A 26,320-nucleotide genomic window follows, 5' to 3' on the forward strand; every position below is an offset into this window, starting at 1 on the left:
ACCCGAAAGACGCCGATCCCTTACGACTTCGAGGCCTACAAGGTCCGTAACACGATCGAGCGCTGTTTCAACAAGCTCAAGCACTTCAGACGCATCGCCACACGCTTCGACCGCCGCGCGGCCTACTTCCTAAGCTTCCTGCAACTCGCCGCCGCAATGCTGTGGATGCGATGAATGTCGATTCTGCCTAGAGCAATTCCAGCAAAAGTGCGCAGCGGTTTTGCGTCCGGAATTGCGTAAAAACAAAAGGATAGAGCATTGAAGGCGATTCTGTTTTCGCCGGAAATGCTCTAGGAACGGCATCATCCCGGAAGCCGGCCGAAGCGAAGGCCGGCTGCCCGGTATCCAGCCGTCACGGGACGATTGTCCCTAAGCGGCAGCCTTGCCTACTTCAACCGCTCGATGAGCGGCCTGAGCTTGTCGCCGTAGCGCGTCCAGAGGTCGACAGATCCCTTGTACATGGGCTGGCGCACCTGTGCGGCAGACGCCGTGCGCACGGGCCGGTCGGCTTCGTGGAACGCCAGGACCCGGTCATCCCACGGCAGGCCGAGATAGTTCATCAATGCCCGGCTCTGGCCTTCCTGATCCGCAACGAAATCCTCGTAGCGAACGTCGTGGACGACGCCCGGCAACACCTCGCGCCAATGCCGCATCATGTCGGCATAGAGGTTGTGGAAATCGGCCAGCTCGGCGAGATCGTAGCCGTAAAGATGCGTTTCGCCGCGGAAGTTCGACTTGAAGATCGACAGGCAGGTGGCGGCCGCGTTGCGGGCACAATGGACGATCTTCGCCTTCGGCAGCATCATGTGCAGGAAGCCGACGAACAGGAAATTGCCCGGCATCTTGTCGGTGACGTGCCGGTGCTGCGGATAGCGCTCGTTCAACATGTCGAGATAGTCGCGTCCGGCGTCGGCGAAGGCCTTTGCCGGCATGTCGGCGATGCCTTCCGGAAAGCCGCCCTTCATGTTGAGCGGAAAGCCCTTGCCGACCGCCGTTCGCAGGATCGTCAACTCGCCCGCGCCGAAGACCTGCGGATGGCTGGCGATGATCTGTTCCACCAGCGTGGTGCCGGAGCGCGGCATGCCGACGACGAAAATCGGCGTGTCGTCCTCGATATCGCTCGGCGCATGGCTGGGGAAGAAATCCTTGCTGAAAACAGCCTTCATCATCGCGAAATCGGCGCGCGTCTTTTCGCCGTCATAGGCGAAGCCGGCGCGGCGGATCGCATTGCCTTCGGCGAAATAGTCGAAGGCGCGCCCATAGTCCTTGAGATCGTCGAACGCCTTGCCGAGGCCGAAAGCGATCTGCATGCGCTGCTGGCTTCCCGCCTGGCTTCTGCCGTGCTGCTCGGCCATCGCGGCGAGTTCGCTGTCCGCCTCCTGCTGCCGCTTGACCTGTGACAGCAGGAGCCAGGCTTTTCCTGTCGCCGGGTTGGCCGCCAGCGCCGCGCGCGCCGCTTCGGCGGCACCGGCCAGGTCGCCCTTTTCCAGCAAGGCCACGCCCAGCGCGGTCAGCAGGTCGACGTCCTTCGGGCGGATCGTCAGCGCTTCGCGCAGGACGGCGATCGCGCCGTCGCTGTCGCCGGTCTCCTGAAGGGTCTCGGCGAGACCCAACCGGGCCGGCATATGAAACGGGTTGCGGCCGATCGTGTCGCGGTAGGCCTGCGCCGATGCCTCGAGCCGGCCGAGCTGGCGCTCGACGGAGGCGAGATTGTCGCGCGCCGCCAGATTGTCCGGCTTGGCCGCCACCGCCTTGCGGAACTGCTCCGCGGCCTGGCGCGGCTGGCCGAGATCGCGCAGCACCGTGCCGAAATTGTTCATGAAATCGGCATTGCCGGGCGACGACTTCAGCGAGCGCTCCATCAGCGCGATGCCTTCGGCGCTGCGGCCGTCCTGGTGCATCAGCAGCCCGAGGAAATGCAATGCCGGCGCATGGTCGGCGCGGCGCGCCAGAACCTGCCGGTACAGCGCCTCCGCCTCCGGCTTGCGCCCCGATTGGTGCAGCTGCAGCGCCTGCCGCACGTGCCGGTCGAGCTCGACCTGGATGCCGCCGGACGCGCCCTGCCCTCTTCTCGTTGCCCTGTTGATGGGAACCTGCCGTGTCGCTGATTGAACCAGAGCGGTCTAGGCGATTGCCCCGGCCGGTTCAAGACGAAAGCTGGCCTGCCGGCGAGACCACGCGGGCAACCGATCGCGTCCGCTCGCGTTGCCCAAGCAAGCCTCTTTCACGGAGAACGTCATGCCGCACGACAGCAATCTTACCGCCTTTGCGCTCAACTGTTCGCTGAAACCCTCGACCGCCAGGGAAAAATCCTCGACCGACCGGCTGCTCGGCGATCTCCGAGCCGCATTGGAACGCAACGGCGTGGACACGCCGGAAAATCCGGTGCGCGCCGCCGACAGGAACATCAAGCCCGGCGTCCTGTCGGATGAAGGTGAAGGCGACGAATGGCCGACGCTGCGCCGGAAAATCCTCGCGGCCGACATCTTTCTGCTCGGCCTGCCGATCTGGATGGGACAGCCGTCCAGCGTCGCCAAACGGGTCATGGAGCGCATGGACGCCTTCCTGTCCGAAACCGACGACCGCCAGCGGATGCCTGCCGCCGGCAAGGTCGCGCTGGTGGCGATCGTCGGCAACGAGGACGGTGCCCATCACTGCCATGCCGAATGCTTTCAGGCCCTGAACGACGTCGGCTTCACCGTTCCGGCCAATGGCGGAGTCTACTGGGTGGGCGAGGCGATGGGCAGCGTCAATTATGTCGACCTGCCCGCGCCGCCAAAGGCTGTCGCCGGCATGATCGACATGGCGGCGTCGAACGCCGCCCATCTCGCGCGCATGTTCATCAAGGCCGGGACCTATCCCGGCCTTGCCGGCGGCTGATCCCGTCAGCCCCTGCAGGGGCCGCGACCGATCACGCGATAGTCGGAGGCGCGCGCCGTACAGGCGTTGGAGAAGGTGCGCAAACGACCGCGCTTGTTGCCGCACACGGGTGCATATTCCATGGTGCAGGCGCGCGGCGGCGGACGGCTTCCCACGTCATCGTGGCGGCGGCATTCGCCTCTGGCGACGATGCGGTATCCTGAACGCTCGGCCTCGCATCCGTTGGAGAAGGTCTTGCGGTCCCGGCCCCGGCTGGCGCAGACCGGCTCATATTCGCGCGTGCAGTACCGGTGCTCCGGTCGCGGCGGCGGACGGTAGCCCGGCCCTTCGTCCACCGCGACCGTACAGGCCGCAAGCATTCCCGAAAGCGCAAGGACAGCCGCCCCCTGCAGCGGTAGCATCACAGAAAGCCTCATATGTCTCCCTCCTAACAATGCAGCGCCGCAACGCCCGAGCCGATCCTCGCGTTTTCGGCACCGGTTGCAAGGATTTTCGCCCTGTCGGGCCATATTCCAGCCCGGAGTCCTCGTTCCATTCGACGGGAACGGAACCGGATTTCCCCTGGGCCTACGCTTGCGATCCTGTGGCCGATGACCCCAATGGGGCGCAGGCGTATCGCGGGCCAAACGTGGGAAGCGCGTCTGCGCGACGTCGCCCGCGGCTGTTGTCTTGCAACGATCACATTTCCGTGCAATAGATTTTGTCGTTCGGGCATTTGCGACCCGGAGACTGGAACGTTTGCGCGACCCTTTCCCCGATAGTGTGAATCTCTGACGGCCCCGTTTTTCGGCGGGGGGTTTTGTCGTGCACGGTGCACGATCGCCGAAACAACCACCGGAACCTGCCTCCGATGCCAGGCGGCCAGGACCACCAGACTGAACGGGTGAAGGAGTTTCCCCAATGTCCCAGACCGGCACCGTAAAATTCTTCAACGCCACCAAAGGCTTTGGCTTCATCACGCCGGACGATGGCGCCAAGGACGTTTTCGTCCACATCTCGGCCATCGAGCGGTCGGGCATGCACACTTTGGTCGATGGCCAGAAAGTGTCCTTCGACGTCGAGCCGGACCGCATGGGCAAGGGTCCCAAGGCGGTCAACCTGCGCGCGGAATAAGCGAGCCGGCTCCGCCGGAAACCAACAACCAAACCAGCGACCTACGGAAAGGCGCGACGGCATCGTCGCGCCTTTTTCGTTTGCCGGATTGGCAGTCCCGCGCGGCCGCGACGGCGCCTCGCGGCGGAGCGGCAATGAAAAACGCAAAAAAGTTTCGCTTGCCGATGCGTTCAAAATAAACGACAAATTTTGTTTCCGGGCGCCTTGTGCCAGCCCGGGAGCAAGACGATGGGATCAGAGGAGCTTCCCATGCCGCAGACCGGCACCGTAAAATTCTTCAATCATGCCAAGGGTTTCGGCTTCATCACGCCGGACGATGGGGCAAAGGACGTGTTTGTCCATATCTCGGCTGTTCAGGCTTCGGGGCTTCCGGGCCTGGAGGACGGCCAGAAGGTCTCATTCGACACCGAGCCCGACAAGCGCGGCAAGGGCCCGAAGGCAGTCAACCTGACCGTCGGTTGACGTGGATGGCGCCGCGGCGCGGCGCCAGACCGTTTGGCTGCTTCGACAGCCATTTCCAGTTGCGCATCCTGGCAGCCTGATGGTCGGCTGTCGTCGCATCGATGCGAGGAATGAAATCAAGCCGGTTAGCGCTGCCGTGTCCGTCAGGACGTCCCCCTGCTGCGGCGCATAGCTGAAATTTCGTTCAGCCTCCGTTCAGCCAACATCTCCTACTACTCTGTCGCAAAGTCGGGCGGCGTTCCCCTGGCCGGCCGACAGAAGGAGATTACGATGAAAAGGTTTCTCAAGACTGCCGTTTTGTCCGTCGCGGTCGGCGCGACCATGGTTGCGGCCTTGCCGGCGGCCAATGCAGGCGACCGGTACCGGTATCGCCACTACCACCACAGCCACCACGGGCACGGCGACGCCGCCGTGGCGGGCATTGCCGGTCTTGCCGCAGGCGCCCTGATCGGAAGCGCCCTGTCGCGCCCGGCGCCGCCCCCGCCCTACTATGACGATTACGACGCGCCGCCGCGCTATGTGGTGCGCCGCGACGTCGTCGTGCGCCGCGCGCCCGTCTATGCCGGCGGCATAGAGCCCTGGACGCGCGACTGGTACGAATACTGCTCCGACCGCTACAGGAGCTTCAACGCCCGGACCGGAACCTTCACCGGCTATGACGGCGAGCGGCATTTCTGCGTCGCCAACTGAGTACGATCCGGAATGAACGAAAACGCCGCCCACGAGGCGGCGTTTTTCATTGCGGCAACCGATCCGCCGGCTGCACTGGCATGTCCGCCGGCGACTGACGGGATTCGTCAGGCCAGGAATGGGTTCGTCAGCCGCTCCTCGCCGAAACGCCCGCCCGGCCCATGCCCACACAGAAAGCCGATATCGTCGCCGAGCGGCAGCAGCTTCTCCTTGATCGACCTGATCAGCGCCTCATGGTCGCCGCCGGGCAGGTCGGTGCGGCCGATCGAGCCATGGAACAGCACGTCGCCGACATGCGCGAACCGGGCGTCGCGATTGTAGAAGACGACGTGCCCCGGCGCGTGACCCGGGCAATGCAGCACCTCGAAGAGGTGACCGGCGAAGGACACGGTTTCGCCCTCGGCCAGAAACCGGTCCGGAACGCAGTTGCGCACCGCGCCGGCCAGTCCGAAGCGCTGGGCCTGTGTTTCCAGGTTGTCGAGCAGCGTGCGATCGGCCTCATGCGGGCCGATGATGTCGACGCCGAGCGCTTCTTTCAGGTCCACCGCGCCGCCGGCATGGTCGATGTGGCCGTGGGTGATCCAGATCGCCTGCGCCTTGATGTCGTTCTCCTTCAGGGCAGCCAGGATCCGGTCGACGTCGCCGCCCGGATCGACGACGACGCCAACCTTGTCGTCCGTATCGAACAGGATCGTGCAGTTCTGCTGGAACGGCGTGACGGGAACGACGCCGGCGTTGAGTTGACCCATGAGTGACCTTTCCCGGAAACAGGACCGATGTAGGCGCGTGATATGGCGGCGTCCACTCTCCTGCGCGCACGGCAACGAAAAAGGGCGGCCGCAGCCGCCCTTTAGCGAGGCAAAACCCAGGCTTATTTCTTCATCGAGCCCATCACGGCGCCGACGATGGCCGTGAGGATCGCGCCGCCGCCGACGCCGCCGACGATGTTCTGGATGTTGAGCGAGGAACCGAGGCTTCCCGCGGCCTGCGCCACCGCGGCCGGGTCGATCGATCCGCCCATGAGGCTGTTGAGGATCGCGCCGCCCGCCACGCCGCCGATCGCGCCGCTGAGGATCTTCGGCAACTGGCTCATCGCCGCCTGCTTGACTGCCGCACCGACGGCCTGGCCGCCGATGATGCCGGTAACGATCTGAACAATGATGGGAAGAAGTGTTTCCATAATCGTAGTCCCTCCATAGCCGCCGCTTTCCTGACGACGGCGACATGAGACGACGAATCCTGAAAAAGTCAAATTCGGAAATGCTGATATATGAAGCGTGACCGCTCGAGTCGTCCGCCAGCCGCCAAAGCTTGAGGGTTTTCCGTAGATTCCGCCTGCTCCGCCCCAATGGCGCGGTTGGCTCTGCAGCCGCCGGACAGGCGCTCGTCAGCGCTTCGGCGATCCCGCCAGCCCCGAATCGGCGGGGTACGATCCCGAAGATCGGCGTGGTTTCCCGCGGCCGCGCCGTCCAGGACACCCTTGGCCAGCAACCTGAGACAAGCCGAAAACCGGCATCGACTTGCCTTTTCGCTCGCAATCGGTCCTAAAGCGTGGGCAGATTTACCATCGCTCGCTCGCAGGAGACCCATGCCGGATCGCAGCCTTTCCGACGCGGAGCCAATCAGGACGGCGGTCGTCGACGACGAGGGAATCGATTTCACCCTTATCGAACTCTTCTTCTTCGCCTATCGCGATTTCACCTCCGATCCCGACGAGATTCTCGAGGATTACGGTTTCGGGCGGGCGCACCACCGCGTGCTCCATTTCGTCAACCGGCGTCCAGGCCTGACGGTCGCCGAACTGCTGGACGTGCTGAAGATCACCAAGCAATCGCTGGCGCGCGTGCTCAAGCAACTCATCGAGACCGACCATATCGTGCAGGTCCAAGGGCCACGCGACCGCCGCCAGCGCGAGCTTTACCCCACGGCGCGCGGCCGCAAACTCGCGCTGGCGCTGGCAAGGCCACAGTCACGCCGCATCCATGAGGCATTGCAGGGTTCCGGTGCAGCCGATCGGGCCGCGATCGAGCGTTTCCTGAAAGCGATGGTCAATCCGGAACGAAGAGCGCAGATTGACATCCTGCCGAAGAACTCCGCCTGAGGAAAAGCCATGGAAAGCACGGAGAACCTTGAGCGCACGACCGCACCGGACGACGATGCGCCGCATCTGCTGGTGGTCGACGATGACACGCGCATCCGCAACCTGCTCAAGCAGTACCTGACCGAGAACGGTTTCCGCGTCACCGTCGCCGGCAATGCCGACGAGGCCCGCCGCAAGCTGGTCGGGCTCGATTTCGACCTGCTGGTTCTGGACATCATGATGCCGGGCGAAACCGGAGTCGAACTGACCAAGGCGCTGCGCGCCACCAAGGACGTGCCGATCCTCATGCTGACGGCCCTTTCGGAGACCGACAACAGGATCACCGGGCTGGAAGCGGGGGCCGACGACTACCTTCCCAAGCCGTTCGATCCGCGCGAACTGATCCTGCGCATCAACAACATCCTCAGGCGCGGCGGCCCCACCCCGACCCCGAAGGTCGAGCAACTCGTCTTCGGCCCCTACACCTTCCAGATCGCCAAGCGGGAGCTGAAGCGCGGCGGCGAGTCGCTGAAGCTGACCGACCGCGAGCAGGAGATCTTGGCGATCTTCGCCGCCCGCGCCGGCGAGACCATTCCGCGCCATGAACTGGTCGGCGACGATTCGGAGGTCGGCGAGCGCACGATCGACGTGCAGATCAACCGGCTGCGTCGCAAGATCGAGCGCGACCCGTCCAACCCCGTCTGGCTGCAGACGGTGCGCGGCATCGGCTATCGGCTGAGCGTTGAATAGGCGTGTTCCCGGCAAGCCTTCCTTGCGGGACCATGCCGCCGAACGAGCATTTGCAGCAGGATGCCTGATGCAAGTGGAGTGCATCCTGCGCTAGAGCAATTCCAGCAAAAACGCGCAGCGGTTTTGCGTCCGGGATTGCGTAAAAACAAAGAGATAGAGCATTGAAGGCGATTCTGTTTTCGCCGGAAATGCTCTAGAATGGACCGCCGCCGGGCTCGACCGGCACGCCCGCGCGGGCCGATGGAAGACATGGCGACCACCGAGCTTCAGCAACAGCACAGAGATCGTCCACCCGAGCCGACGGTGACCGGCCGTCTCGGCCCGTTCGCCGATGCGCTGCACGATCGGTGGCGCCGCTTCTGGCGTCGCGTTTCGCGCCACATGCCGAAGCGGCTCTATGCCCGCTCCCTCATCATCGTCATCGCGCCGATGATCCTGCTGCAATCGGTCGTCGCCTTCATCTTCCTCGAACGCCATTGGCAGACGGTCACGCAGCGGCTCTCGCAGGCGGTTGTGCGCGACATCGCCGCCGTCATCGACCTGATGGAGACCTATCCGCACGATGCGGACTACGCCAATATCATCCGCGTCGCCCAGGACAGGCTGCAGCTGAAGGTGGATATCCTTCCGCCTGACCCCCTGCCCCCGCCCGGACCGAAGCCGTTCTTCTCGTTGCTCGACGAAACGCTGTCGTCGGAGATCACGCGCCAGATCAACCGGCCGTTCTGGATCGATACGGTGGGCAATTCCAACATCATCGAGGTGCGCGTCCAGCTCGAGGACAAGGTGCTGAGAGTGTTCGTCCGCCGCAGCCAGGCCTACGCCTCGAACACCTATATCTTCCTCATCTGGATGATCGGCACCTCCGTGGTGCTGCTGTTGATCGCCGTTCCCTTCCTGCGCAACCAGATACGCCCGATCCTCACGCTCGCCGAAGCCGCCGAGAGCTTCGGCAAGGGCCGACCGATGCCGGATTTCCGCCCGCGCGGCGCCGAGGAAGTCCGTCGCGCCGGCATCGCCTTCGTGCAGATGCGCGAGCGTATCGAGCGCCAGATCGAACAGCGCACGGCCATGCTGACCGGCGTCAGCCACGATCTCAGAACGATCCTGACCCGCTTCAAACTGCAACTCGCCCTGACCGGCTCCAAGGCCGGCGCGGAAGCGCTGAACCAGGACATCGAGGACATGCAGTCGATGCTGGAAGGCTATCTCGCCTTCGCGCGCGGCCAGACCGCAGAGGACGCGGGCCGCATGGATATGGAGGCGTGCTTCGCCAAGCTCTCGGAGGAGGCGCGGCTGCGCAAGCGCAAGCTGACCACGAAGATCGTCGGCAATCGCGAGGTCATGGTGCGCCCGACCGCTTTCGCTCGTCTCATCTCCAACATCGTGTCCAACGCCTTCCGCTATGCCAAAACGGTGGAGATTACCGCCGATCACGGCGGCGGCATGCTGACGGTGACGATAGACGACGACGGCCCCGGCATTCCGCCCGAAAAGCGCGAGCATGTCTTCAAGCCGTTCGTGCGGCTGGACGAGGCCCGCAATCTCGACGCCAGCGGCACCGGGCTCGGCCTGTCGATCGCCCGCGACATCGCGCGCGGGCACGGCGGCGACATTACGCTGGCGGAAAGCCCGCTCGGCGGGCTGAGGGCCGTCATCAAGGTTCCGGCCTGACGGGAGCCGACCGCCGCGACCGCTCCGGAAGATGATCTGTTTCTCAGAACAGGCGGCCGCCGTCAGGCACCTTCTGCTCGATGGCGCCGAGCACCACGGCCCCTTCCTCGTCGGGGAAGCCGAGCGTCAGCACTTCCGACATGAACGGCCCGATCTGCCGCGGCGGGAAGTTGACCACCGCGAAGACCTGGCGGCCGATCAGCGTCTCGGGCGAATAATGCTTCGTGATCTGTGCCGAGGATTTCTTCACGCCGATCCCAGGGCCGAAATCGATCCTGAGCTTGAACGCCGGCTTGCGCGCCTCGGGAAAAGCCTCGACGGCGACGATCGTGCCGGCGCGAATGTCCACTTTGTCGAAATCGGCGAAGCTGATTTCGGGCTTGCGACCGCTGTCCGTCGACATGACCTGCCGGCGCTCAGGCGTTGCCCTGGGTCTCGAACAGGACGCTCGACAGCGCGTCCCGCGCCGAGGTTCCCGACCAGACCACGAACTGGAACGCCTGGAAGTAGCACTCGCAGGCTTCCAACGCCGAGGACAGCAGCACCTCGACCTGCTGGCTCGACGGCTCGACCCCGCCGGCGAGCAGCAGCGACTGGCGGAACATGATGGCGCCTTCCTGCTCCCACAGGTCGAAATGGCCGAACAGCATCTGTTCGTTGATAAGCGAAAGCAGCCGCATCACCTCCAGGGCGCGCGATTCCGGCACCTTGATATCGAAGGCGCAGGCCAGGTGCAGGGCTTCGAAATCCTCCATCCAGGAGAAGGAGACATGGTAGTCGGTCCAGGTTCCGGCAACGGAGATCGAGATTTCGTCGTCGCCGGCACGCTCGAACGACCAGTCGTTGTTGTGCGCCACCTGCTCGATCACATCCACCGGATGGATTTCCCGCGAAATCTCGAGTTCGAGAAGTTCCATGAAATGCTTCCTGTCGTTCGGGGAGCGCCACCACGCGCTCCGTGGGAAGGCACGCACGACGAACTGATTTCGACGAACACGTTTCCTAAAACCGGAACGGCATGGACTGCTCGACGCACGACCCATGACCCGACCTCACCGCCCGGCGCATGACCATCACTCGAATCATGCAGCAAATTCAGTCTATTGATCGGGAGTCGCGTGACCAGCCCAATTTTTTGCATGGGCTCATTCGCATGTGGAAAGCGCTCGCGCGCCGAACCACGCGAACCCGGTAAGCGATTCACGCCAAAGCGATTTTCCAGAATCAGGCTTTGTGGAAAAGTTTAACGGCTTATGTCTTCGCGCGGGGCTTGGCGGACGTGCTTTTCGCCGCTTCGCTCTTCCCCGAAGCCGTTCCGGCGAGCTTCGCCTCCAGGGCCTCGATGCGCGCGGCGAGCTTCGCATTCTCCTCGCGCGCCTTCGCAGCCATGTCGCGCGCGGCCTCGAATTCCTCGCGCTGGACGACGTCCATGGAGTTCAGGACCCGCTCGGCCTGCGCCCTGAAGGCGGTTTCCACCTCGCGGCGCATGCCCTGCGCGGCGCCTGCGGCATCCGTCATCAGCTTGGCGAACTCATCCAGAATGCGGTTCGGTCCGGTCGACATGGCAAAATCCTCGCTGCCTGAAATGACCTAGTGTCCAAGGCGATCGAATGCAAGGGACCGCCTCGCCTTGACCCGGTCAAAACCCTGCCGCATGGTCCGCGCCGAACGCGACGCGCCCCGCGCCAGCGCATGAGGTTTTTCCTTGCAGATTGCCGAAATCCCCTTCCCCAACATCGACCCGGTGCTCGTCACCATCGGCCCGCTGGCCATCCACTGGTACGGCATCGGCTATATCGTCGGTATCCTGTTCGGCTGGTGGTACGCCAAGCGGCTGGTGACCAGCCCGAAGCTGTGGCCGGCAGGCGTCTTGCCGATGAAGCCGGAAGACATCGACGACTTCGTCGTCTGGGCGGCGATCGGCGTCGTGCTCGGCGGCCGCACCGGCTATGTGCTTTTCTACGACTTGCCGCGCTACATCGCCAATCCGCTGGACATATTCGCCGTCTGGCAGGGTGGCATGTCGTTCCACGGCGGCCTGCTCGGCGTCATCCTCGCCATGATCCTGTTTTCCCGCTCGCGCGGCATTCGCGTCTGGACGCTGTTCGACGTGGTCGCAGCCGGCGTCCCGGTGGGCCTCGGCCTGGTGAGGCTCGCCAACTTCATCAACTCGGAACTGTGGGGAGGGGTGACCGACGTGCCCTGGGCGATCGAGTTTCCCAATGGCGGGCCCTTCCCGCGTCATCCTTCGCAGCTTTACGAGGCGCTGCTCGAAGGGCTGGTGCTCTTCTGCCTGCTGCGCTTCCTCACCCATTCGCGCCTCAAGCTGGCTTTACCCGGCTTCGTTTCAGGCGCCTTCATCGCCGGCTATGGCTGCGCGCGCATCTTCGTGGAATTCTTCCGCGAGCCCGACCGGCAGTTGGGCTATCTGCTCGGCACGAACTGGCTGACAATGGGCATGATCTTGTCGACGCCGATGGTGCTGCTCGGCATCTGGGCGATGGCGACGGCGCGGCCGACGCCCCAGCCGGCCGAAAACCGGACCGCATGAGCCTGCCCGACAACATGACTCTGAAAGAACGGATCGCCGGCCTGATCGCCGCGACCGGCCCCATCCCGGTCAGCGAATATATGGCGACATGCCTGTTCGATCCGATGGACGGCTATTACACGACGCGCGAGCCTTTCGGCACCGAAGGCGATTTCACGACAGCCCCCGAGATCAGCCAGATGTTCGGCGAGTTGATCGCCGTATGGCTCTACCGGGTCTGGCAGGGCCTGGGAAAGCCGATGCCGCTGACGCTGGCCGAGATCGGGCCGGGGCGCGGCACGCTGATGAAGGACATGCTGCGGACGCTCGACCGCATCGAGCCGGCGTTCCTTGCGGCTGTGGATGTCGCCATGATCGAGACGAGCCCGCGCCTCGCTGAGGTCCAGAACGCCACCCTGGCGAGCGCCGGCAAGGCCGTCTCATGGCACCGGACGATCGAAACGCTGCCGCACCAACTTCTCCTCATCGTCGGCAACGAACTGTTCGATGCCATCCCGGTGCGCCAGTTCGTCAAGCAAGGGTCCGGCTGGCGCGAGCGCATGGTCGGGCTGGACGAGGCCGGACGCCTTTCCTTCTTCGCCGGCGCCGCCTCGCTCGATTGCGACCTGCTTCCGGATGACGCGGAGGGCGCTCTGGAAGGAACCATCCTGGAGATCGCACCGGCGCGCGCAGCACTGATGCAGGCGATCGCCGAGCGCATTGCCGCCGCTGGCGGCGCGGGACTTTTCATCGACTACGGACATCTTGTCCGTGGATTTGGCGACACGTTGCAGGCCGTGCGCGCCCATGCCTATGAGAACGTGCTTGCCAGCCCCGGCGAAGCGGACCTCACCACGCATGTGGATTTCGCCGGTCTGGCCGCCGTCGCGCGCGCGCAAGGCCTTGAAATCGGAGCGTCTTCCCAGGCCGAGTTCCTGCTTGAACTCGGCCTGCTCGAACGCGCCGGGCGGCTCGGGGCGGGAAAACCGCAGGAAGAACAGGCGGCAATCTCGGCGGCGGTGGAACGGCTGGCCGGCCCCGATGCGATGGGCGACCTGTTCAAGGTGCTGGGCGTCGCGCCCGCCGGAACCGAACTGCCGGCGCTGCGGCCGATGCCTGAGGCGCCGCGCGTCGCCCGGTGACCGTCTCCCGTCGAGCCGCCGTGAGGCAACACGTCCTATGGCAGCCGCGATTGACTTGCCTGAACCCCTGCCCCACCATCGCGTCAACGCAAATCAGATCGTCGAAAAAACATGACTATTGACCCGAGACCGGAACCGCTCCGGTCGCCTCTTCTTGATCGTGCCGGTGAAACCGGCATCCGACACGGCTTCTTCACCCGCCGGGGGGGCGTCTCCGCCGGTATCTACGACAATCTCAACACCGGACCCGGCTCCGACGACGATCAGGACAAGGTCCGCGAGAACCGCCGCCGGGTCGCGGATTGGATGGGCGTCGCGCCGGACCGCCTGCTTGCCTGCCATCAGATCCACTCGCCCGACGTGATCGTGGCGAGAGAACCGTTTTCCGGTCCGCGTCCGCGCGCCGACGCACTGGTCACGGATCGGCCGGGCATCGCCGTCTGCGCCTCGACCGCGGATTGCGGCCCAGTCCTGTTCGCCGATCCGCAGGCGCGGGTCGTCGGCGCCGCTCATGCCGGCTGGCGCGGCGCCTTCGCCGGCGTTCTGGAGAATACGATCGCAGCCATGGAAGGCCTGGGCGCGTCGAGGGAGAATATCGTGGCGGCGCTCGGCCCGTCCATCGGCCCGAAAAACTACGAGGTCGGGCCGGAATTCGTCGATCGCTTCATCGAGGCCGATGCCGCGAACGATGCCTATTTCGCACCTTCGAAGAACGCCGGTCACGCCATGTTCGACCTGAACCGCTATACGGTCGACCGGCTGCGTAAGGCCGGCGTCAATGCCGAGGGCCTTGACCGTTGCACCTACGACGAGGAAGACCTCTTCTTCTCATACCGCCGTGGAACCCATCGCGGCGAGCCCGATTACGGCCGGCAGATTTCGGCGATCGTACTGGAGGAGATCTGATGGCGCTGCACTTCGAACAGTCCGAATTCGACGCCCGCCGCGACAGGCTGATGATCGAGATGGCGGAGAAGAAGCTGGACGCGCTTTTGCTGTTCGCACAGGAGAGCATGTACTGGCTGACCGGCTACGACACGTTCGGCTTCTGCTTCTTCCAGTGCCTCGTGGTGAAGGCCGATGGCTCGATGGTATTGCTGACCCGCTCGGCGGATCTGCGCCAGGCGCGCCATACCTCGACGCTGGAAAACATCGTCGTGTGGACTGATCGCGCCGATGCCAATCCGGCCATAGACCTGCGCAACCTTCTCAACGATCTCGACCTGCTCGGCGCGCGCATCGGCGTGGAGTACGACACGCACGGGCTGACCGCCTACAATGGCCGGCGGGTCGACGAGCAGTTGCAGACTTTCGGCCAGATCGCCGACGCGTCCGGCATCGTCGGGCGGCTGCGCCTTTTCAAGAGCCCGGCCGAGATCGCCAAGGCGGAGAAGGCGGCGACCCTCTCCGACGAGGCGCTGGACGCCGCTCTGCCGCTCATCAAACAAGGCGGCGACGAGGGCGCGATCCTTGCCGCCATGCAGGGCGCTGTCTTCGCCGGCGGCGGCGACTATCCGGCCAACGAGTTCATCATCGGCTCCGGCGCGGACGCGCTGCTTTGCCGCTATCACGCGGGCCGCCGCAAGCTCAACAAGAACGACCAATTGACGCTCGAATGGGCCGGCGTCTTCCATCACTACCATGCACCGATGATGCGTACCGTCTTGACCGGCAAGGTCTCGAAACGTCACCAGGAACTGTTCGACGCCTCGCGCGACGCGCTGATCGCGGTGGAAAAGGCGATGACGCCCGGCAACACGTTCGGCGACGTGTTCGACGCCCACGCCCGCACCATGGAGGCGCACGGCCTCACCCGCCACCGTCTCAACGCCTGCGGCTACTCCGTCGGCGCCCGCTTCACCCCGTCCTGGATGGACATGCCGATGTTCTATCAGGGCAATCCCGAGCCCATCGCGCCCAATATGACGCTGTTCGCGCATATGATCATCATGGATTCCGAGACGGAGACCGCGATGACGCTCGGCCGCACCTACCTGACCACCGAATCGGCGCCCAAGCCGCTCTCGCGTCATGATCTCGACTTGATCGTGCAGTGATCTCACCATGTCACAAAGGCAGGGCTTCTCTCCCTGCACGATTGGGCGGCAGGGAGCTATCCGGCCGATGAAGCGCTGGTTCTCGACGAGTATCTTGTTTCTCGCGGCGTCGGCGCTCGCCGCCTGCAACAGTGCCGGAGACGTCCTTCAGCCCACCGCCGCCGACAGGCAGGCCGCGGGCACGACCCTGCCCGCGCAGGCAACCGCGCCAGCGACGCTACAAGCTCCATCGTCTGCCGCAACACAATCCGCTGCCGGCACGACGACGGCACCGCCTGCGCCCGGCCAGTCCCCACAGGCGCAGGCCTCCCAGTTGCAGCATGCCGGCGTTCCCGCGATCGGCAGGATGCGGCTCCGGATCGCCCCGCTCGTCGGCACGTCCGTGGAAGCCGCCGGGCCACTGACGGAACGCCTGAACGCGCAGGCGCGCCAGCGCGGCATCACCCTTGCCGGCAGCGCCGACGCCTCGGCGACCAATGTGCTGAAAGGTTATTTTTCCGTGCTGACCGAAGGCAAGAGCACAACGGTCGTTTATGTCTGGGACCTTTACGACATGTCGGGCAACCGGCTACACCGCATCAACGGCCAGCAGAGCGCGCCCTCGATCGCAGGCAAGCAAGGCTGGGCCGCGGTTCCCGTAGCCACCATGCAGGCGGTGGCCGACGCCACGGTGGACCAATTGGCAGGCTGGCTCTCCGGCAAGAGCGGCTGAACGTCTCCAGGACCTCGACCAAGGCCGGGGATTTCCCGACATCAATGCTTGCAATAGCGGCGCGGAGCGCTAAAAGCCCGGTAGTACTCCCTCCATCGAGACCGGTGCATGAAACTCTTCGCGGGCAATTCCAACAGGGTGCTGGCCGAAGCGGTCGCCCGCTATCTCAACATCCCTCTCGGAAAAGCCAGCGTCAGGCGCTTCGCCGACCAGGAAATTTTCGTCGAGATCCAGGAAAACGTGCGCGGCGAGGATGTCTTCATCCTCCAGTCCACGTCTTTCCCGACCAACGATCACCTGATGGAAATGCTCATCATGATGGACGCCTTCATGCGTTCGTCGGCGCGGCGCATCACCGCGGTGATCCCCTATTTCGGCTATGCCAGGCAGGATCGCCGGGCATCGGGCCGCACGCCGATCTCGGCCAAGCTGGTGGCCAACATGATCACCCGCGCAGGCGCCAACCGCGTGCTGACGCTGGACCTTCACGCCGGCCAGATCCAGGGCTTCTTCGACATCCCGACCGACAATCTGTTCTCCGTGCCGGTGATGGCCCGCGACGTGAAGGCGAAATACAAGCAGATCGGCAACGTCATGGTGGTGTCGCCCGACACCGGCGGCGTGGTGCGCGCCCGCGCGCTGGCCAAGCGCATCGACGGGCAGCTCGCCATCGTCGACAAGCGCCGTGAACGGCCCGGCGAATCGGAAGTGATGAACGTCATCGGCGATGTGCGCGGCAAGGACTGCCTGCTGTTCGACGACATCGTCGATTCCGGCGGAACGCTGTGCAATGCCGCCGATGCGCTGCTGGACAAGGGCGCCTCCAGCGTCACCGCCTACATCACCCACGGCGTCCTGTCGGGCGGCGCCATCGCCCGCATCACCGGCTCGAAGCTGCAGGAACTCGTCATCACCGATTCCATCCAGCCGACGCAGGCGGTGCTCGACGCCCCCAACATCCGCGTCGTTTCGATCGGCGACCTGATCGGCGAGGCGATCTCCCGCACCGCGACGGAAGAATCCGTGTCGAGCCTGTTCGACTGATCCGACAGGCCGGCCTGCGCTCAGGCGACCCTTCCCTTGCTCTTAAGATAATCCCGCGGCGCCTTGCCCAGCATACGCTTGAACATGGTGGTGAAGGCCGGCACGCTGTCATAGCCGAGGTCGAGCGCCACCTGTGTCACCGGCTCGCCGTCGGCCAGGCGGGGAAGCGCCGCGAACAACAGCGCCTGCTGGCGCCAGGTCGACAGCGAAAGCCCCGTCTGGCGATGGAAGACGCGCGTGAAGGTACGCCGGCTCATGCCGACCGTATCGGACCATTCGTCGATCGTGGCGCGCGACGACGGCGCCGCGACGAAGCGGCGGCATAGCGCGGCGAGGCGCGGCTCGGCCGGAAACGGCAGGCCGAGCGGCCGCTCGGGCATGGTCGGGATCTCGTGCAGCAGCAGCGTCAGCAGCAGCTCGCCGCGGATCGAAAGCCGCACCTCGTCCGGCAGGCTGACGGCCTCGACGATCAGGCTGCGCATCAACTGGCTGACACCGACCACGCGCAGCCGCTCCGGCAGGCCTTCGATCGCATCCGGCGCGACATAGACCGAGCGCATCGACACGTTGCCAAGCATGTCGACCTCGTGCTCGATGCCGGCCGGAATCCACATGGCGTGGTCGGGCGGCACGATCCAGCGCCCGTAGCGCGTGCGCACCAGCACGACGCCGGTCAGCGCATGCAGCAACTGGCTGCGGCTGTGACGGTGCTCGGGCACCGTATGGCCGTCGGGATATTCCGAAGGCAGCGCCACGATCGCGCCGTTCGCGCGTTCCAGCCACTCCAGCCGCTCGCGATGCCTGCGGGCAAGCTCGTCGACTGGACCATCAAGATCAGGGACTGTGGCTGGCATGGATGGCCCACTCGCGAAGATAATGGACCAAACCACGAAAGAAGTCTGTCTGCAACAGGTCTATAAGCGCCCCCGCGGTTCTGCCGCCTATAGCCTATGGAGCCTTCTCCGTGACCGACACGACTGCAAATTCCCAGACCGGCCCTTCGTCTGTCTCTTCTTCCGCACAGGCCACCGCTTTTGCGGTCATTCTCGCGGTGAGCTTCTGCCACTGCATCAACGACATCATGCAGTCGCTTCTCGCCGCCATCTATCCGCTATTGAAGGACAATTACGGCCTGGATTTCTGGCAGATCGGCCTCCTGACCTTCACCTTCCAGGTGACCGCGTCGCTGCTGCAGCCGGTGATCGGCATGGTGACCGACAGGAAGCCCATGCCCTATTCGCTGCCGTGGGGCATGGCATCCTCGCTGATCGGCCTCATCGTGCTGGCCTATGCCGGCCATTATTCGCTGCTGCTTGCGGGAGCGTCGCTGATCGGCATCGGCTCGGCGATCTTCCATCCCGAATCCTCGCGCATCGCCCGCTTCGCCTCCGGTGGCCGTTTCGGCCTCGCCCAGTCGCTGTTCCAGGTCGGCGGCAATTTCGGCCAGTCGATGGGGCCGCTGCTCGCCGCCTTCATCGTCGTGCCTTTCGGCCAGACCAGCATCGCCTGGTTCTCGGTCGGCTCGCTGATCGGCATCTTCGTGCTGTGGCGCGTCGGCGGCTGGTACACCCGCTACCGCGCCTCGATGGCGAGCCGCAAGGCAGCACCCTTCGTCTCGCCTTTCGCGAAAAGGAAGGTGATGTGGTCGCTCGTAGTGCTGACGCTGCTGGTGTTCTCGAAGAACGCCTACATCGCCTCGATCTCCAGCTACTATACCTTCTACGCCATCCATAAGTTCGGCGTGTCGGTGCAGATGTCGCAGGTCATGCTGTTCCTGTTCCTCGGCGCCTCCGCGCTCGGCATCCTGCTCGGCGGCCCGTTCGGCGACCGCTACGGGCAGAAGGCGATGATCTGGTTCTCGATCGTCGGCGTGCTGCCCTTCACGCTGGCCCTGCCCTACGCGAACCTCGAATGGACGCTGGTGCTTACCGTGCTGATCGGTCTGATCCTGTCGTCGGCCTTCTCCAACATCGTCGTCTTCGCTCAGGAACTCGTTCCCGGTCGCGTCGGCATGATCGCCGGCATCTTCTTCGGCTTTGCCTTCGGCATGGGCGGCATAGCGGCGGCGGTCCTCGGCGTCGTCGCCGACGCCAAGGGCATCGACTATGTCTACAAGGTCTGTGCCTTCCTGCCCTTCGTCGGCCTGCTCACCATCTTCCTCCCGAACATGAAGGAGGCGAAGAAGGCAACTGCCTGACCGAAAAGATCGCCGGCCAGAGTCAGGGCTGACGTCTTTCAGGCCATATCTTGCGCGCGTGGCCGGCTTCCGTTATAGAGCCGCCACCCGCGTAGACACCCTTGGAGGCAACGCGGACGAGAGCCGGCGGCTCGCGTGACCCCGAAATGGACATCCGTCTTTGCAAGGTCATCGCAGGCATGGCGGCTTTCTACATTTTCGGCCCTGCCCTGCGGCATCCGGAAATGCTCCAGTAAAACGCGAAAGGAAATGCCATGAGCGCTCCATACGAGCTCAAGGCCGAAGCGCGCGAACAGGTCGGTAAGGGGTCCGCCCGTGCAGTTCGCCGCGAAGGTAAAGTGCCAGCAGTCATCTACGGCGACAAGCAGCCTCCCCTGGCGATCGCCCTGTCCTACAAGGACATATTCTACAAGATTCACGGCGGCGGCTTCCTGACCACCGTGGCGACGATCGACGTCGACGGCAAGAAGATTCAGGTCCTGCCGAAGGATTTCCAGCTCGACCCGGTCAAGGATTTCCCGATCCACGTCGACTTCCTGCGCGTGGGCAGGAACACCGAGGTCAACGTCAACGTTCCGGTCCACTTCATCAATGAAGAGAAGTCGCCCGGCATCAAGCGCGGCGGCGTCCTCAATGTCGTGCGCCACGAGGTGGAATTCCATTGCCCGGCCAACGCCATTCCGGAATTCATCACCGTCGACCTGTCCGGCGCCGAGATCGGCGATTCGATCCATATCTCGGCCGTGCAGCTTCCCGCCGGCGTGAAGCCGGTCATTTCCGACCGCGACTTCACCATCGCCACCGTCGCCGGCTCGTCCGCGATGAAGTCGGACGCCAGCGAGGCCGAAGAGACGGCGGCCGTCGCCGACGACGAAGCGGAAGAGACCGAGGAGTAATCCTCGCCGCCCGGAGGGCCAATCCGATGCTGCTCTTTGCAGGTCTCGGCAATCCGGGCGCGCAATATGCGGACAACCGGCACAATGTCGGTTTCATGGCGGCGGACGCGATAGCCCGCCGCCATTCCTTTTCGCCCTGGTCGCGGAAATTCCAGGCGGCGATCGCGGAAGGCCGGCTCGGCGGCGAGAAAGTGCTGCTGGTCAAGCCGCAGACCTTCATGAACCTGTCGGGCCAGGCCGTCGGCGAGGCGCTGCGCTTCTACAAGCTCGACCCTTCCGCCGTCACCGTGTTCTACGACGAGATCGACCTCGCGCCCGGAAAGGTGCGGGTAAAGGTCGGGGGCGGCTCCGGCGGCCACAACGGCATCCGCTCGCTCGACCAGCACATCGGCCAGAACTACCGCAGGGTGCGCATCGGCGTCGGCCATCCCGGCGTCAGGGAAATGGTGCACGGCCATGTGCTCGGCGATTTCTCCAAGGCGGATCACGAGTGGCTGGACGTTCTGCTGGACGCGATCGCCGACGCTTCCGACCTGATCGCGAAGGGCGAAGACAGCGGCTTCATGAACCGCGTCACCCTTGCCCTGCGCGACAAGCTTCAGCCGACGGGGCCGGACGACACGCCGCCGCCCAAGGCCAAGGGGTCCGGTGCGCCTGCCAAGGGGCAGAGCCATATCCGCCAGGCACGTCCGAAACAGCCGTCCGTCAAGCTGCCCGAAGGCGGCCCGATGGCGGATATGCTGAAGAAGCTGCTGGGCAAGGGTTAGGCCGTACTGACAGAAGTGGGCGCCTGCGGTAGGATGAGGCACATGCGCAGGCGCGTTACCATTTCTGTACCCGATGACGTCCATTCCAAAATCAGGGAATCGGCGACTGCGCAAGGTATGAGCATGTCGGCGTGGCTTGAACGGATGCTGATCGAGGATCTTGCGGCGAAGGGAATCGAATTTCGCAAGCTGCAACCGGATCACCGGAAACCGCCTTCGAAAGCTTGACGATCCTCTCTCCTTTCGCCCATAGCCCTGAGCAGTTTTTCTCTTCCCCTTAGGACCGTTTCATCATGGGTTTCAAATGCGGCATCGTCGGCCTGCCGAACGTCGGCAAATCGACGCTTTTCAATGCGCTGACGCGCACCGCTGCGGCGCAGGCCGCCAACTATCCGTTCTGCACCATCGAGCCGAACACCGGTGAAGTCGCGGTGCCCGATCCGCGCCTGGACAGGATCGCGGCGGTCGCCAAGTCCAAGGAGATCATCCCGACCCGCATCGCCTTCGTCGATATCGCCGGGCTGGTGCGGGGCGCCTCCAAAGGCGAGGGCCTCGGCAACCAGTTCCTCGCCAACATCCGCGAGGTCGACGCCATCGTCCATGTGCTGCGCTGTTTCGAAGACGACGACATCACCCATGTCGAAGGCCGCATCGACCCGGTGGCCGACGCCGAGACGGTCGAGACGGAGCTGATGCTGGCCGACCTCGACAGCCTGGAGCGCCGCGTCACCCAGATCCGCAAGCGCGCCCAGGGCAAGGACAAGGAGGCGATGGCCGTCCTGCCGGTCATGGACCAGGCGCTTGCGCTGCTGCAGAACGGCAAGCCGACGCGCCTTCTGCGAAAGGAACTGGCGCCGGAGGACCTGACCGTCCTCGACGGCCTCAACTTGCTGACCTCGCATCCCGTCCTCTATGTCTGCAACGTCGCCGAGGCGGATGCCGCCACCGGCAACGAACACACGCAGGCCGTCGAGAAAATGGCCGCCGCGCAGGGCGCCGGTACCGTCGTCATCTCGGCGGCGATCGAGGCGGAGGTGGCGCAGCTTCCCGACGAGGAGGAGCGCGAGTTCCTGGCGTCGATGGGGCTCGAGGAACCGGGCTTGGACAAGCTGATCCGCGCCGGATACGACCTTCTCCATCTCATCACCTATTTCACCGCCGGACCGAAAGAGACGCGCGCCTGGACGATCGAAAAGGGCACGAAGGCGCCGCAGGCCGCAGGCGTCATCCATTCCGACTTCGAGCGCGGCTTCATCCGCGCCCAGACGATCGCCTATGACGACTATGTCGCGCTGGGCGGAGAGGTGGCGGCCAAGGAGGCCGGCAAGGCGCGCGACGAGGGCAAGGACTACGTCGTGCAGGACGGCGACGTCATGCTGTTCAGGTTCAACACCTGACGGGCCGCGCGCGCCCATCTTCCGCCTTATTGCGGCGCGATTGACTCCACGGGGACGACATCGAGACTTCAAGGAGAGGACTGACCTCATGAAGACGAATGGGTTTATCGTTGCAGCCGCCCTCGCCGCCCTGGCCCTGTCGGGCTGCGCGCAGACGGAATCGCAGCAGCGGGCCGGCACCGGCGCACTGATTGGCGGTGCGGGCGGGGCGCTGGTCGGCCAGGCCATCGGCCGCGACACCAAGAGCACCGTGATCGGCGCGGCGAGCGGCGCGCTGCTCGGCGCCGTCATCGGCTCGTCTACGGCGCCGAAGTCGCGCGACGACGAGCGGATGTGCCGTTACCGCGACTACAACAGCGGCCGCGTCTTCGTGGCGCCCTGCGACGACCGCTACTATAACGGCCAGTACTGACCGGACCGCGAGGGGCGGCGGCGGCCTGCTCCTCGCGCCAAAACAGTGGGCAGCGGGCGCTGCGGCTTGTGCCGGGCCGCCCGCTGGTTCATGGTGAATCGTACAAGCTTGAACGGATTGTGCGATGACCGGCAAACGATGGGCGTATGAGGATTTCGCCGAGGGCGCCTCGCTCGACCTCGGCGCAAGGACGGTAAGCGCCGAGGAGATCGTTGCGTTTGCCTCCGAGTTCGACGCCCAGCCCATGCATCTCGACGAAGACGCCGGCAAGGCCAGCATTCTGGGCGGCCTGTCGGCGTCCGGCTGGCACACCTGCGCCCTGTTCATGCGCATGCTGTGCGACGCCTTCCTGCTCGATTCGACGTCCCAGGGCGCGCCGGGCATCGACCAGGTGAAGTGGAAGAAGCCGGTGCTCGCAGGCGACACGCTTTCCGGCCGCGTCACCGTGGTCGGCAAGCGCATCTCCAGATCGAGGCCCCGGCTCGGTTTCGTGTCCATGCACGCCGAGCTCTTCAACCAGCATGGCGAAAGCGTCTTCGAACTGGACAACACCGGCATGTTCCTGACGCGCGAGGCCACAGGCGCATGACCCTGGACGACTTCTTCCGCGTCGGCGTCACCGTTCCGCTCGGAACCTACACGTTCACGCCCGAGGCGATCGTTGCCTTCGCGCGTCAATTCGATCCTCAGCCCTTCCATCTCAGCGAGGAGACGGCGCAAGGCAGCGTCTTCGGCCGGCTGTGCGCTTCGGGATGGCATACGGCGGCGGCCTGGATGAAATGCAACCTCGCCGCCAAGTCGGGCGCCGTCCGGTGGGACGGCCCCGGTCCGGAGCCGGAATTCGGCCCCTCGCCGGGGTTCAGGAACCTGAAATGGCTGAAGCCGGTCTACGCCGGCGAGACCGTTTCCTATACCCGCACCGCGCTGGAACACAGGGCGCTCGCCTCGCGGCCTGGCTGGCGCATGCTGACGATGCGCGGCGAAGGCTTCGATTCCGCCGGCGACAAGGTGATCGAATTCGACAGCGCCGTGCTGGTGAAGGTCGGGTAAGCGCCCTGCCTGTTCGAAGGCCACCCTCGCCGCCGTCCTCCCGGTCAAGGGAGTGGATGCTACCCGCGGTCCGATACGCAACCTCCTGACGCCACGATGTCAGGAAGGATGCGCTATCGCGTGGTCCTGCCGCTGCCTGTCGGAACCCGCCGTCCACAATGTACGCTACCGCGCTCTGGCTTTATTTCGTCCTGCTGGTCGGCATCATCGTCGTGCCCGGCATGGACATGTTTTTCGTGCTGGCCAACGCACTGACCGGCGGACGCCCGGCCGGACTGGCCGCCACCGCCGGCATCATGCTGGGCGGCGTCTGCCACACGCTGTTCGGCACCATGTTCGTGGTCGGACTGTCCAGCCTCGTACCGGCCATCTCGAAGGTCATGCTGCTCGCCGGCTCGCTCTACATGCTGTGGATCGGCATCTCCCTTCTGCGCTCCACCATCGAGGTGCATTCCGTGGCAAAGGCGGTACACCGCTCGACGCCTGCCATCTTCCTGCAAGGGCTGCTCACCTGCATCCTCAATCCCAAGGCGTGGCTGTTCGTCCTGGCCGTATTCCCTCAATTCATGAAGCCCGAATACGGGCCGATCGGCGTTCAGGCGTTCGTCATGGGCCTTATGACCGTCTTCGTGCAGATGACGGTCTATGGCGGACTGGCGCTCGCGGCGGGAAAGGGTCGAGAGGCGTTGACCGGACATCCGGCCGCGACGGTTCTGATCGGCCGCGCCGCCGGCGCGCTGCTGGTGGCGACCGCCGCTTTTGCCCTGTGGGAAGCCCTGAGCCGGACCTGAGGCGAAGGACCGCCCGACTGCTTCCCCGACTGCTTCAATGGCCCTCGAAGCCGATCAGCGTGCGGACCGGAACGCCCAGCGCCTCGAGCTTTTTCCGTCCGCCGAGATCGGGCAGGTCGATGACGAAGCAGGCGGCGACGATATCGGCGCCGATTTGCCTGAGCAGCTTGACCGCTGCTTCCGCCGTGCCGCCGGTGGCGATCAGGTCGTCGACGAGAATGACCTTCTCGCCGGGGGCCACGCCGTCCTTGTGCATCTCCATCTCGTCCAGCCCGTATTCCAGGCTGTAGGCGACGCGCACCGTCTCGTGCGGCAGCTTGCCCTTCTTGCGGATCGGCACGAAACCTGCGGAAAGCTGATGCGCCATCGCCCCGCCCAGGATGAAGCCGCGCGCTTCGATGCCGGCGATCTTGGATATCTGCAGGCCGACATAAGGATGCACCAGTTCGTCGACCGCGCGACGGAACGCCTGCGCATTGCCCAGCAGCGTGGTGATGTCGCGGAAGAGGATTCCGGGCTTGGGATAATCCGCAATGGTTCGGATGGAGGCGAGCAGCGTGTCTTCGAGCGAGGCGTTCATCGGCGGTTTTCCGTTCAGCGTTCAGTTCTGCCGCTTCGACCGGCAAAAGAAAAGGGCGAAGTCCGGGTTCGCGAACGCCAATTGAAAGGTCCGGCAGAGCTTTCAGACGAACGGAGCGCCCGAGGTCATTGCCGAAGGCCGGACGTGAAAAAGGGCGCCCCAAAAGCGCCCTTCTCGAAACAGGTCTCCGCCGCTCAGTGCGGCACGTCGGCCCAGACCCTGCGCTTGGTCACGTACATCAGGCCGGCGAACAGCAGCAGGAAGATGACGACGCGGAAACCGGTCTTCTTGCGCGTCTCCATGTGAGGTTCCGCCGCCCACATAAGGAACGCCGAGACGTCCTGTGCATACTGATCAACCGTCTCGGGCGAGCCGTCGTCGTAGGTCACCTGGCCATCCGACAGCGGCGGCGGCATCTTCAGCGACACGCCATTGGCGAAATACGGGTTGTAGTGCGTACCCTCGGGAATCTTCATGCCTTCCGGCGGCGTCTGGTTGTAGCCGGTCAGCAGCGAATGGATGTAGTCAGGTCCGCCCGCCGAATACTGGGTAAAGATGTCGAAGACGAATTGCGGGAAACCGCGCTCGACGCCGCGCGCCTTGGCGAGAAGCGACATGTCCGGCGGCGCCGCGCCGCCGTTGGAAGCGGCCGCCGCCTGCTCGTTGGCGAACGGAGCCGGGAAGTAATCCGACGGCTTGCCGGGGCGGTCGAACATGTCGCCGTCGTCGTTGGGACCGTCGTTGATCGTGTACTCGGCGGCGAACGCCTTCACCTGCGCCTCGGAATAGCCGAGGTCGCTCAGCGTGCGGAACGCCACCAGGTTCATCGAGTGGCAGGCCGAGCAGACTTCCTTGTAGACCTTGAGGCCGCGCTGGAGCTGTGCCTTGTCATAGGTGCCGAACGGTCCGGTGAAGGACCAGCTCATTTCCTTCGGCTCGTTGATCGGGAAGTGCGTCGGATTGGCTTCCGAGTGGCCGGCTTCCTTCGCCGGCTCCTGCTCCTGCGCGATGGCCGTTGCGGCGCCGGCGAGAACCAGTCCTGCCGCGGCGAGCGAAACGAGAATCTTCTTCATGTCAAATCCCCTCGATTCCCTTC

Annotated in this window: 32 protein-coding genes; 22 read left to right on the forward strand and 10 right to left on the reverse strand. The window is 64.6% G+C overall.

Annotated features, from left to right (window positions below):
* Positions 1 to 386: 386 nt before the first annotated feature.
* Complete coding sequence (locus ABMA46_RS06725; protein WP_348998558.1) at positions 387 to 2,021, reverse strand: tetratricopeptide repeat-containing sulfotransferase family protein; 1,635 nt, start codon at positions 2,019 to 2,021, stop codon at positions 387 to 389.
* Between the two features lie 217 nt (positions 2,022 to 2,238).
* On the opposite strand from ABMA46_RS06725, the gene ABMA46_RS06730 reads away from it, so the two are divergent.
* The gene (locus tag ABMA46_RS06730) at positions 2,239 to 2,880 is read left to right on the forward strand and encodes a flavodoxin family protein (protein WP_348998559.1); all 642 of its coding nucleotides are present in this window, start codon (positions 2,239 to 2,241) and stop codon (positions 2,878 to 2,880) included.
* A gap of 5 nt (positions 2,881 to 2,885) precedes the next feature.
* On the opposite strand, the gene ABMA46_RS06735 is transcribed toward ABMA46_RS06730, so the two are convergent.
* Positions 2,886 to 3,296 (reverse strand): Kazal-type serine protease inhibitor domain-containing protein, encoded by a 411-nt coding sequence (locus ABMA46_RS06735; protein WP_348998560.1) that lies wholly within the window; start codon positions 3,294 to 3,296, stop codon positions 2,886 to 2,888.
* Positions 3,297 to 3,780: 484 nt separating this feature from the next.
* Between ABMA46_RS06735 and ABMA46_RS06740 the strand changes: the two genes are divergently transcribed.
* From ABMA46_RS06740 to ABMA46_RS06750, 3 genes are all read left to right on the forward strand, one after another.
* Complete coding sequence (locus ABMA46_RS06740; protein ID WP_348998561.1) at positions 3,781 to 3,993, forward strand: cold-shock protein; 213 nt, start codon at positions 3,781 to 3,783, stop codon at positions 3,991 to 3,993.
* A 249-nt stretch (positions 3,994 to 4,242) separates the two neighbouring features.
* Entirely contained in the window at positions 4,243 to 4,455 is a 213-nt protein-coding gene (locus ABMA46_RS06745; RefSeq protein WP_018428999.1) for a cold-shock protein, read from the forward strand.
* A gap of 270 nt (positions 4,456 to 4,725) precedes the next feature.
* Positions 4,726 to 5,145 (forward strand): BA14K family protein, encoded by a 420-nt coding sequence (locus ABMA46_RS06750; RefSeq protein WP_348998562.1) that lies wholly within the window; start codon positions 4,726 to 4,728, stop codon positions 5,143 to 5,145.
* A 107-nt stretch (positions 5,146 to 5,252) separates the two neighbouring features.
* On the opposite strand, the gene ABMA46_RS06755 is transcribed toward ABMA46_RS06750, so the two are convergent.
* A complete protein-coding gene (locus tag ABMA46_RS06755) occupies positions 5,253 to 5,894 on the reverse strand; it encodes an MBL fold metallo-hydrolase (RefSeq protein WP_348998563.1) in 642 nt (213 codons plus the stop codon).
* Between the two features lie 122 nt (positions 5,895 to 6,016).
* Positions 6,017 to 6,325 carry a hypothetical protein gene (locus ABMA46_RS06760; protein WP_348998564.1) on the reverse strand — a complete coding sequence of 103 codons (309 nt, stop codon included), beginning with the start codon at positions 6,323 to 6,325 and terminating at the stop codon, positions 6,017 to 6,019.
* 408 nt (positions 6,326 to 6,733) lie between these two features.
* Between ABMA46_RS06760 and ABMA46_RS06765 the strand changes: the two genes are divergently transcribed.
* The 3 genes from ABMA46_RS06765 (at position 6,734) to ABMA46_RS06775 (ending at position 9,649) form a co-directional block, all read left to right on the forward strand.
* Positions 6,734 to 7,246: a MarR family winged helix-turn-helix transcriptional regulator gene (locus ABMA46_RS06765; RefSeq protein ID WP_348998565.1), complete on the forward strand. Its 513-nt coding sequence runs from the start codon at positions 6,734 to 6,736 to the stop codon at positions 7,244 to 7,246.
* A gap of 9 nt (positions 7,247 to 7,255) precedes the next feature.
* Positions 7,256 to 7,975, forward strand: a complete 720-nt coding sequence (locus ABMA46_RS06770) for a response regulator (RefSeq protein ID WP_348998566.1) — start codon at positions 7,256 to 7,258, stop codon at positions 7,973 to 7,975.
* Positions 7,976 to 8,356: 381 nt separating this feature from the next.
* Complete coding sequence (locus ABMA46_RS06775; protein WP_348998904.1) at positions 8,357 to 9,649, forward strand: ATP-binding protein; 1,293 nt, start codon at positions 8,357 to 8,359, stop codon at positions 9,647 to 9,649.
* 43 nt (positions 9,650 to 9,692) lie between these two features.
* Here ABMA46_RS06775 and ABMA46_RS06780 read toward each other — a convergent pair whose 3' ends face one another.
* The 3 genes from ABMA46_RS06780 to ABMA46_RS06790 form a co-directional block, all read right to left on the reverse strand.
* Positions 9,693 to 10,052, reverse strand: a complete 360-nt coding sequence (locus ABMA46_RS06780; protein ID WP_348998567.1) for a tRNA-binding protein — start codon at positions 10,050 to 10,052, stop codon at positions 9,693 to 9,695.
* A 13-nt stretch (positions 10,053 to 10,065) separates the two neighbouring features.
* Positions 10,066 to 10,566, reverse strand: a complete 501-nt coding sequence (locus ABMA46_RS06785) for a type III secretion system chaperone family protein (RefSeq protein WP_348998568.1) — start codon at positions 10,564 to 10,566, stop codon at positions 10,066 to 10,068.
* A gap of 334 nt (positions 10,567 to 10,900) precedes the next feature.
* Complete coding sequence (locus ABMA46_RS06790; protein ID WP_348998569.1) at positions 10,901 to 11,212, reverse strand: accessory factor UbiK family protein; 312 nt, start codon at positions 11,210 to 11,212, stop codon at positions 10,901 to 10,903.
* 142 nt (positions 11,213 to 11,354) lie between these two features.
* Between ABMA46_RS06790 and lgt the strand changes: the two genes are divergently transcribed.
* From lgt to ABMA46_RS06820, 6 genes are all read left to right on the forward strand, one after another.
* Positions 11,355 to 12,200: a prolipoprotein diacylglyceryl transferase gene (gene lgt, locus ABMA46_RS06795; RefSeq protein ID WP_348998570.1), complete on the forward strand. Its 846-nt coding sequence runs from the start codon at positions 11,355 to 11,357 to the stop codon at positions 12,198 to 12,200.
* Positions 12,197 to 13,321 (forward strand): class I SAM-dependent methyltransferase, encoded by a 1,125-nt coding sequence (locus ABMA46_RS06800; protein ID WP_425475702.1) that lies wholly within the window; start codon positions 12,197 to 12,199, stop codon positions 13,319 to 13,321. Before lgt ends, ABMA46_RS06800 begins: the two co-directional genes overlap by 4 nt.
* A 111-nt stretch (positions 13,322 to 13,432) precedes the next feature.
* Positions 13,433 to 14,227, forward strand: a complete 795-nt coding sequence (pgeF, locus tag ABMA46_RS06805; RefSeq protein WP_348998571.1) for a peptidoglycan editing factor PgeF — start codon at positions 13,433 to 13,435, stop codon at positions 14,225 to 14,227.
* Positions 14,227 to 15,378 (forward strand): M24 family metallopeptidase, encoded by a 1,152-nt coding sequence (locus tag ABMA46_RS06810; RefSeq protein ID WP_348998572.1) that lies wholly within the window; start codon positions 14,227 to 14,229, stop codon positions 15,376 to 15,378. The genes pgeF and ABMA46_RS06810 overlap by 1 nt, the downstream gene beginning before the upstream one ends.
* Positions 15,379 to 15,445: 67 nt before the next feature.
* Positions 15,446 to 16,090, forward strand: coding sequence for a hypothetical protein (locus ABMA46_RS06815; RefSeq protein ID WP_348998573.1), 645 nt, complete (start codon positions 15,446 to 15,448; stop codon positions 16,088 to 16,090).
* A 108-nt stretch (positions 16,091 to 16,198) separates the two neighbouring features.
* Entirely contained in the window at positions 16,199 to 17,134 is a 936-nt protein-coding gene (locus tag ABMA46_RS06820) for a ribose-phosphate pyrophosphokinase (RefSeq protein ID WP_348998574.1), read from the forward strand.
* Positions 17,135 to 17,154: 20 nt separating this feature from the next.
* Here ABMA46_RS06820 and ABMA46_RS06825 read toward each other — a convergent pair whose 3' ends face one another.
* The gene (locus tag ABMA46_RS06825) at positions 17,155 to 17,988 is read right to left on the reverse strand and encodes an AraC family transcriptional regulator (RefSeq protein ID WP_348998575.1); all 834 of its coding nucleotides are present in this window, start codon (positions 17,986 to 17,988) and stop codon (positions 17,155 to 17,157) included.
* Positions 17,989 to 18,098: 110 nt separating this feature from the next.
* Between ABMA46_RS06825 and ABMA46_RS06830 the strand changes: the two genes are divergently transcribed.
* From ABMA46_RS06830 to ABMA46_RS06870, 9 genes are all read left to right on the forward strand, one after another.
* Positions 18,099 to 19,331, forward strand: a complete 1,233-nt coding sequence (locus ABMA46_RS06830) for an MFS transporter (protein ID WP_348998576.1) — start codon at positions 18,099 to 18,101, stop codon at positions 19,329 to 19,331.
* A 254-nt stretch (positions 19,332 to 19,585) separates the two neighbouring features.
* Positions 19,586 to 20,227 (forward strand): 50S ribosomal protein L25/general stress protein Ctc, encoded by a 642-nt coding sequence (locus ABMA46_RS06835; protein ID WP_348998577.1) that lies wholly within the window; start codon positions 19,586 to 19,588, stop codon positions 20,225 to 20,227.
* Positions 20,228 to 20,253: 26 nt separating this feature from the next.
* Positions 20,254 to 20,994, forward strand: coding sequence for an aminoacyl-tRNA hydrolase (gene pth / locus ABMA46_RS06840; protein ID WP_348998578.1), 741 nt, complete (start codon positions 20,254 to 20,256; stop codon positions 20,992 to 20,994).
* A gap of 42 nt (positions 20,995 to 21,036) precedes the next feature.
* Positions 21,037 to 21,222, forward strand: coding sequence for a ribbon-helix-helix protein, CopG family (locus ABMA46_RS06845; RefSeq protein ID WP_348998579.1), 186 nt, complete (start codon positions 21,037 to 21,039; stop codon positions 21,220 to 21,222).
* 65 nt (positions 21,223 to 21,287) lie between these two features.
* The gene (ychF, locus tag ABMA46_RS06850) at positions 21,288 to 22,391 is read left to right on the forward strand and encodes a redox-regulated ATPase YchF (RefSeq protein ID WP_348998580.1); all 1,104 of its coding nucleotides are present in this window, start codon (positions 21,288 to 21,290) and stop codon (positions 22,389 to 22,391) included.
* An 88-nt stretch (positions 22,392 to 22,479) separates the two neighbouring features.
* Positions 22,480 to 22,803, forward strand: coding sequence for a YMGG-like glycine zipper-containing protein (locus ABMA46_RS06855; RefSeq protein ID WP_348998581.1), 324 nt, complete (start codon positions 22,480 to 22,482; stop codon positions 22,801 to 22,803).
* A gap of 124 nt (positions 22,804 to 22,927) precedes the next feature.
* The gene (locus tag ABMA46_RS06860; RefSeq protein WP_348998582.1) at positions 22,928 to 23,392 is read left to right on the forward strand and encodes a MaoC family dehydratase; all 465 of its coding nucleotides are present in this window, start codon (positions 22,928 to 22,930) and stop codon (positions 23,390 to 23,392) included.
* Positions 23,389 to 23,853 carry a MaoC family dehydratase gene (locus ABMA46_RS06865; protein ID WP_348998583.1) on the forward strand — a complete coding sequence of 155 codons (465 nt, stop codon included), beginning with the start codon at positions 23,389 to 23,391 and terminating at the stop codon, positions 23,851 to 23,853. Before ABMA46_RS06860 ends, ABMA46_RS06865 begins: the two co-directional genes overlap by 4 nt.
* A 158-nt stretch (positions 23,854 to 24,011) precedes the next feature.
* The gene (locus tag ABMA46_RS06870; RefSeq protein ID WP_348998584.1) at positions 24,012 to 24,644 is read left to right on the forward strand and encodes a LysE family translocator; all 633 of its coding nucleotides are present in this window, start codon (positions 24,012 to 24,014) and stop codon (positions 24,642 to 24,644) included.
* Between the two features lie 34 nt (positions 24,645 to 24,678).
* Here the strand turns inward: ABMA46_RS06870 and ABMA46_RS06875 are convergent, their stop codons facing one another.
* Both ABMA46_RS06875 and ABMA46_RS06880 read right to left on the reverse strand, forming a co-directional pair.
* Positions 24,679 to 25,224, reverse strand: a complete 546-nt coding sequence (locus tag ABMA46_RS06875; protein WP_348998585.1) for an adenine phosphoribosyltransferase — start codon at positions 25,222 to 25,224, stop codon at positions 24,679 to 24,681.
* Positions 25,225 to 25,418: 194 nt separating this feature from the next.
* A complete protein-coding gene (locus ABMA46_RS06880; RefSeq protein WP_348998586.1) occupies positions 25,419 to 26,297 on the reverse strand; it encodes a cytochrome c1 in 879 nt (292 codons plus the stop codon).
* Positions 26,298 to 26,320 lie beyond the last annotated feature (23 nt).

This window comes from Mesorhizobium hunchu (assembly GCF_040081975.1).
Classification (GTDB): Bacteria; Pseudomonadota; Alphaproteobacteria; order Rhizobiales; family Rhizobiaceae; genus Mesorhizobium; species Mesorhizobium hunchu.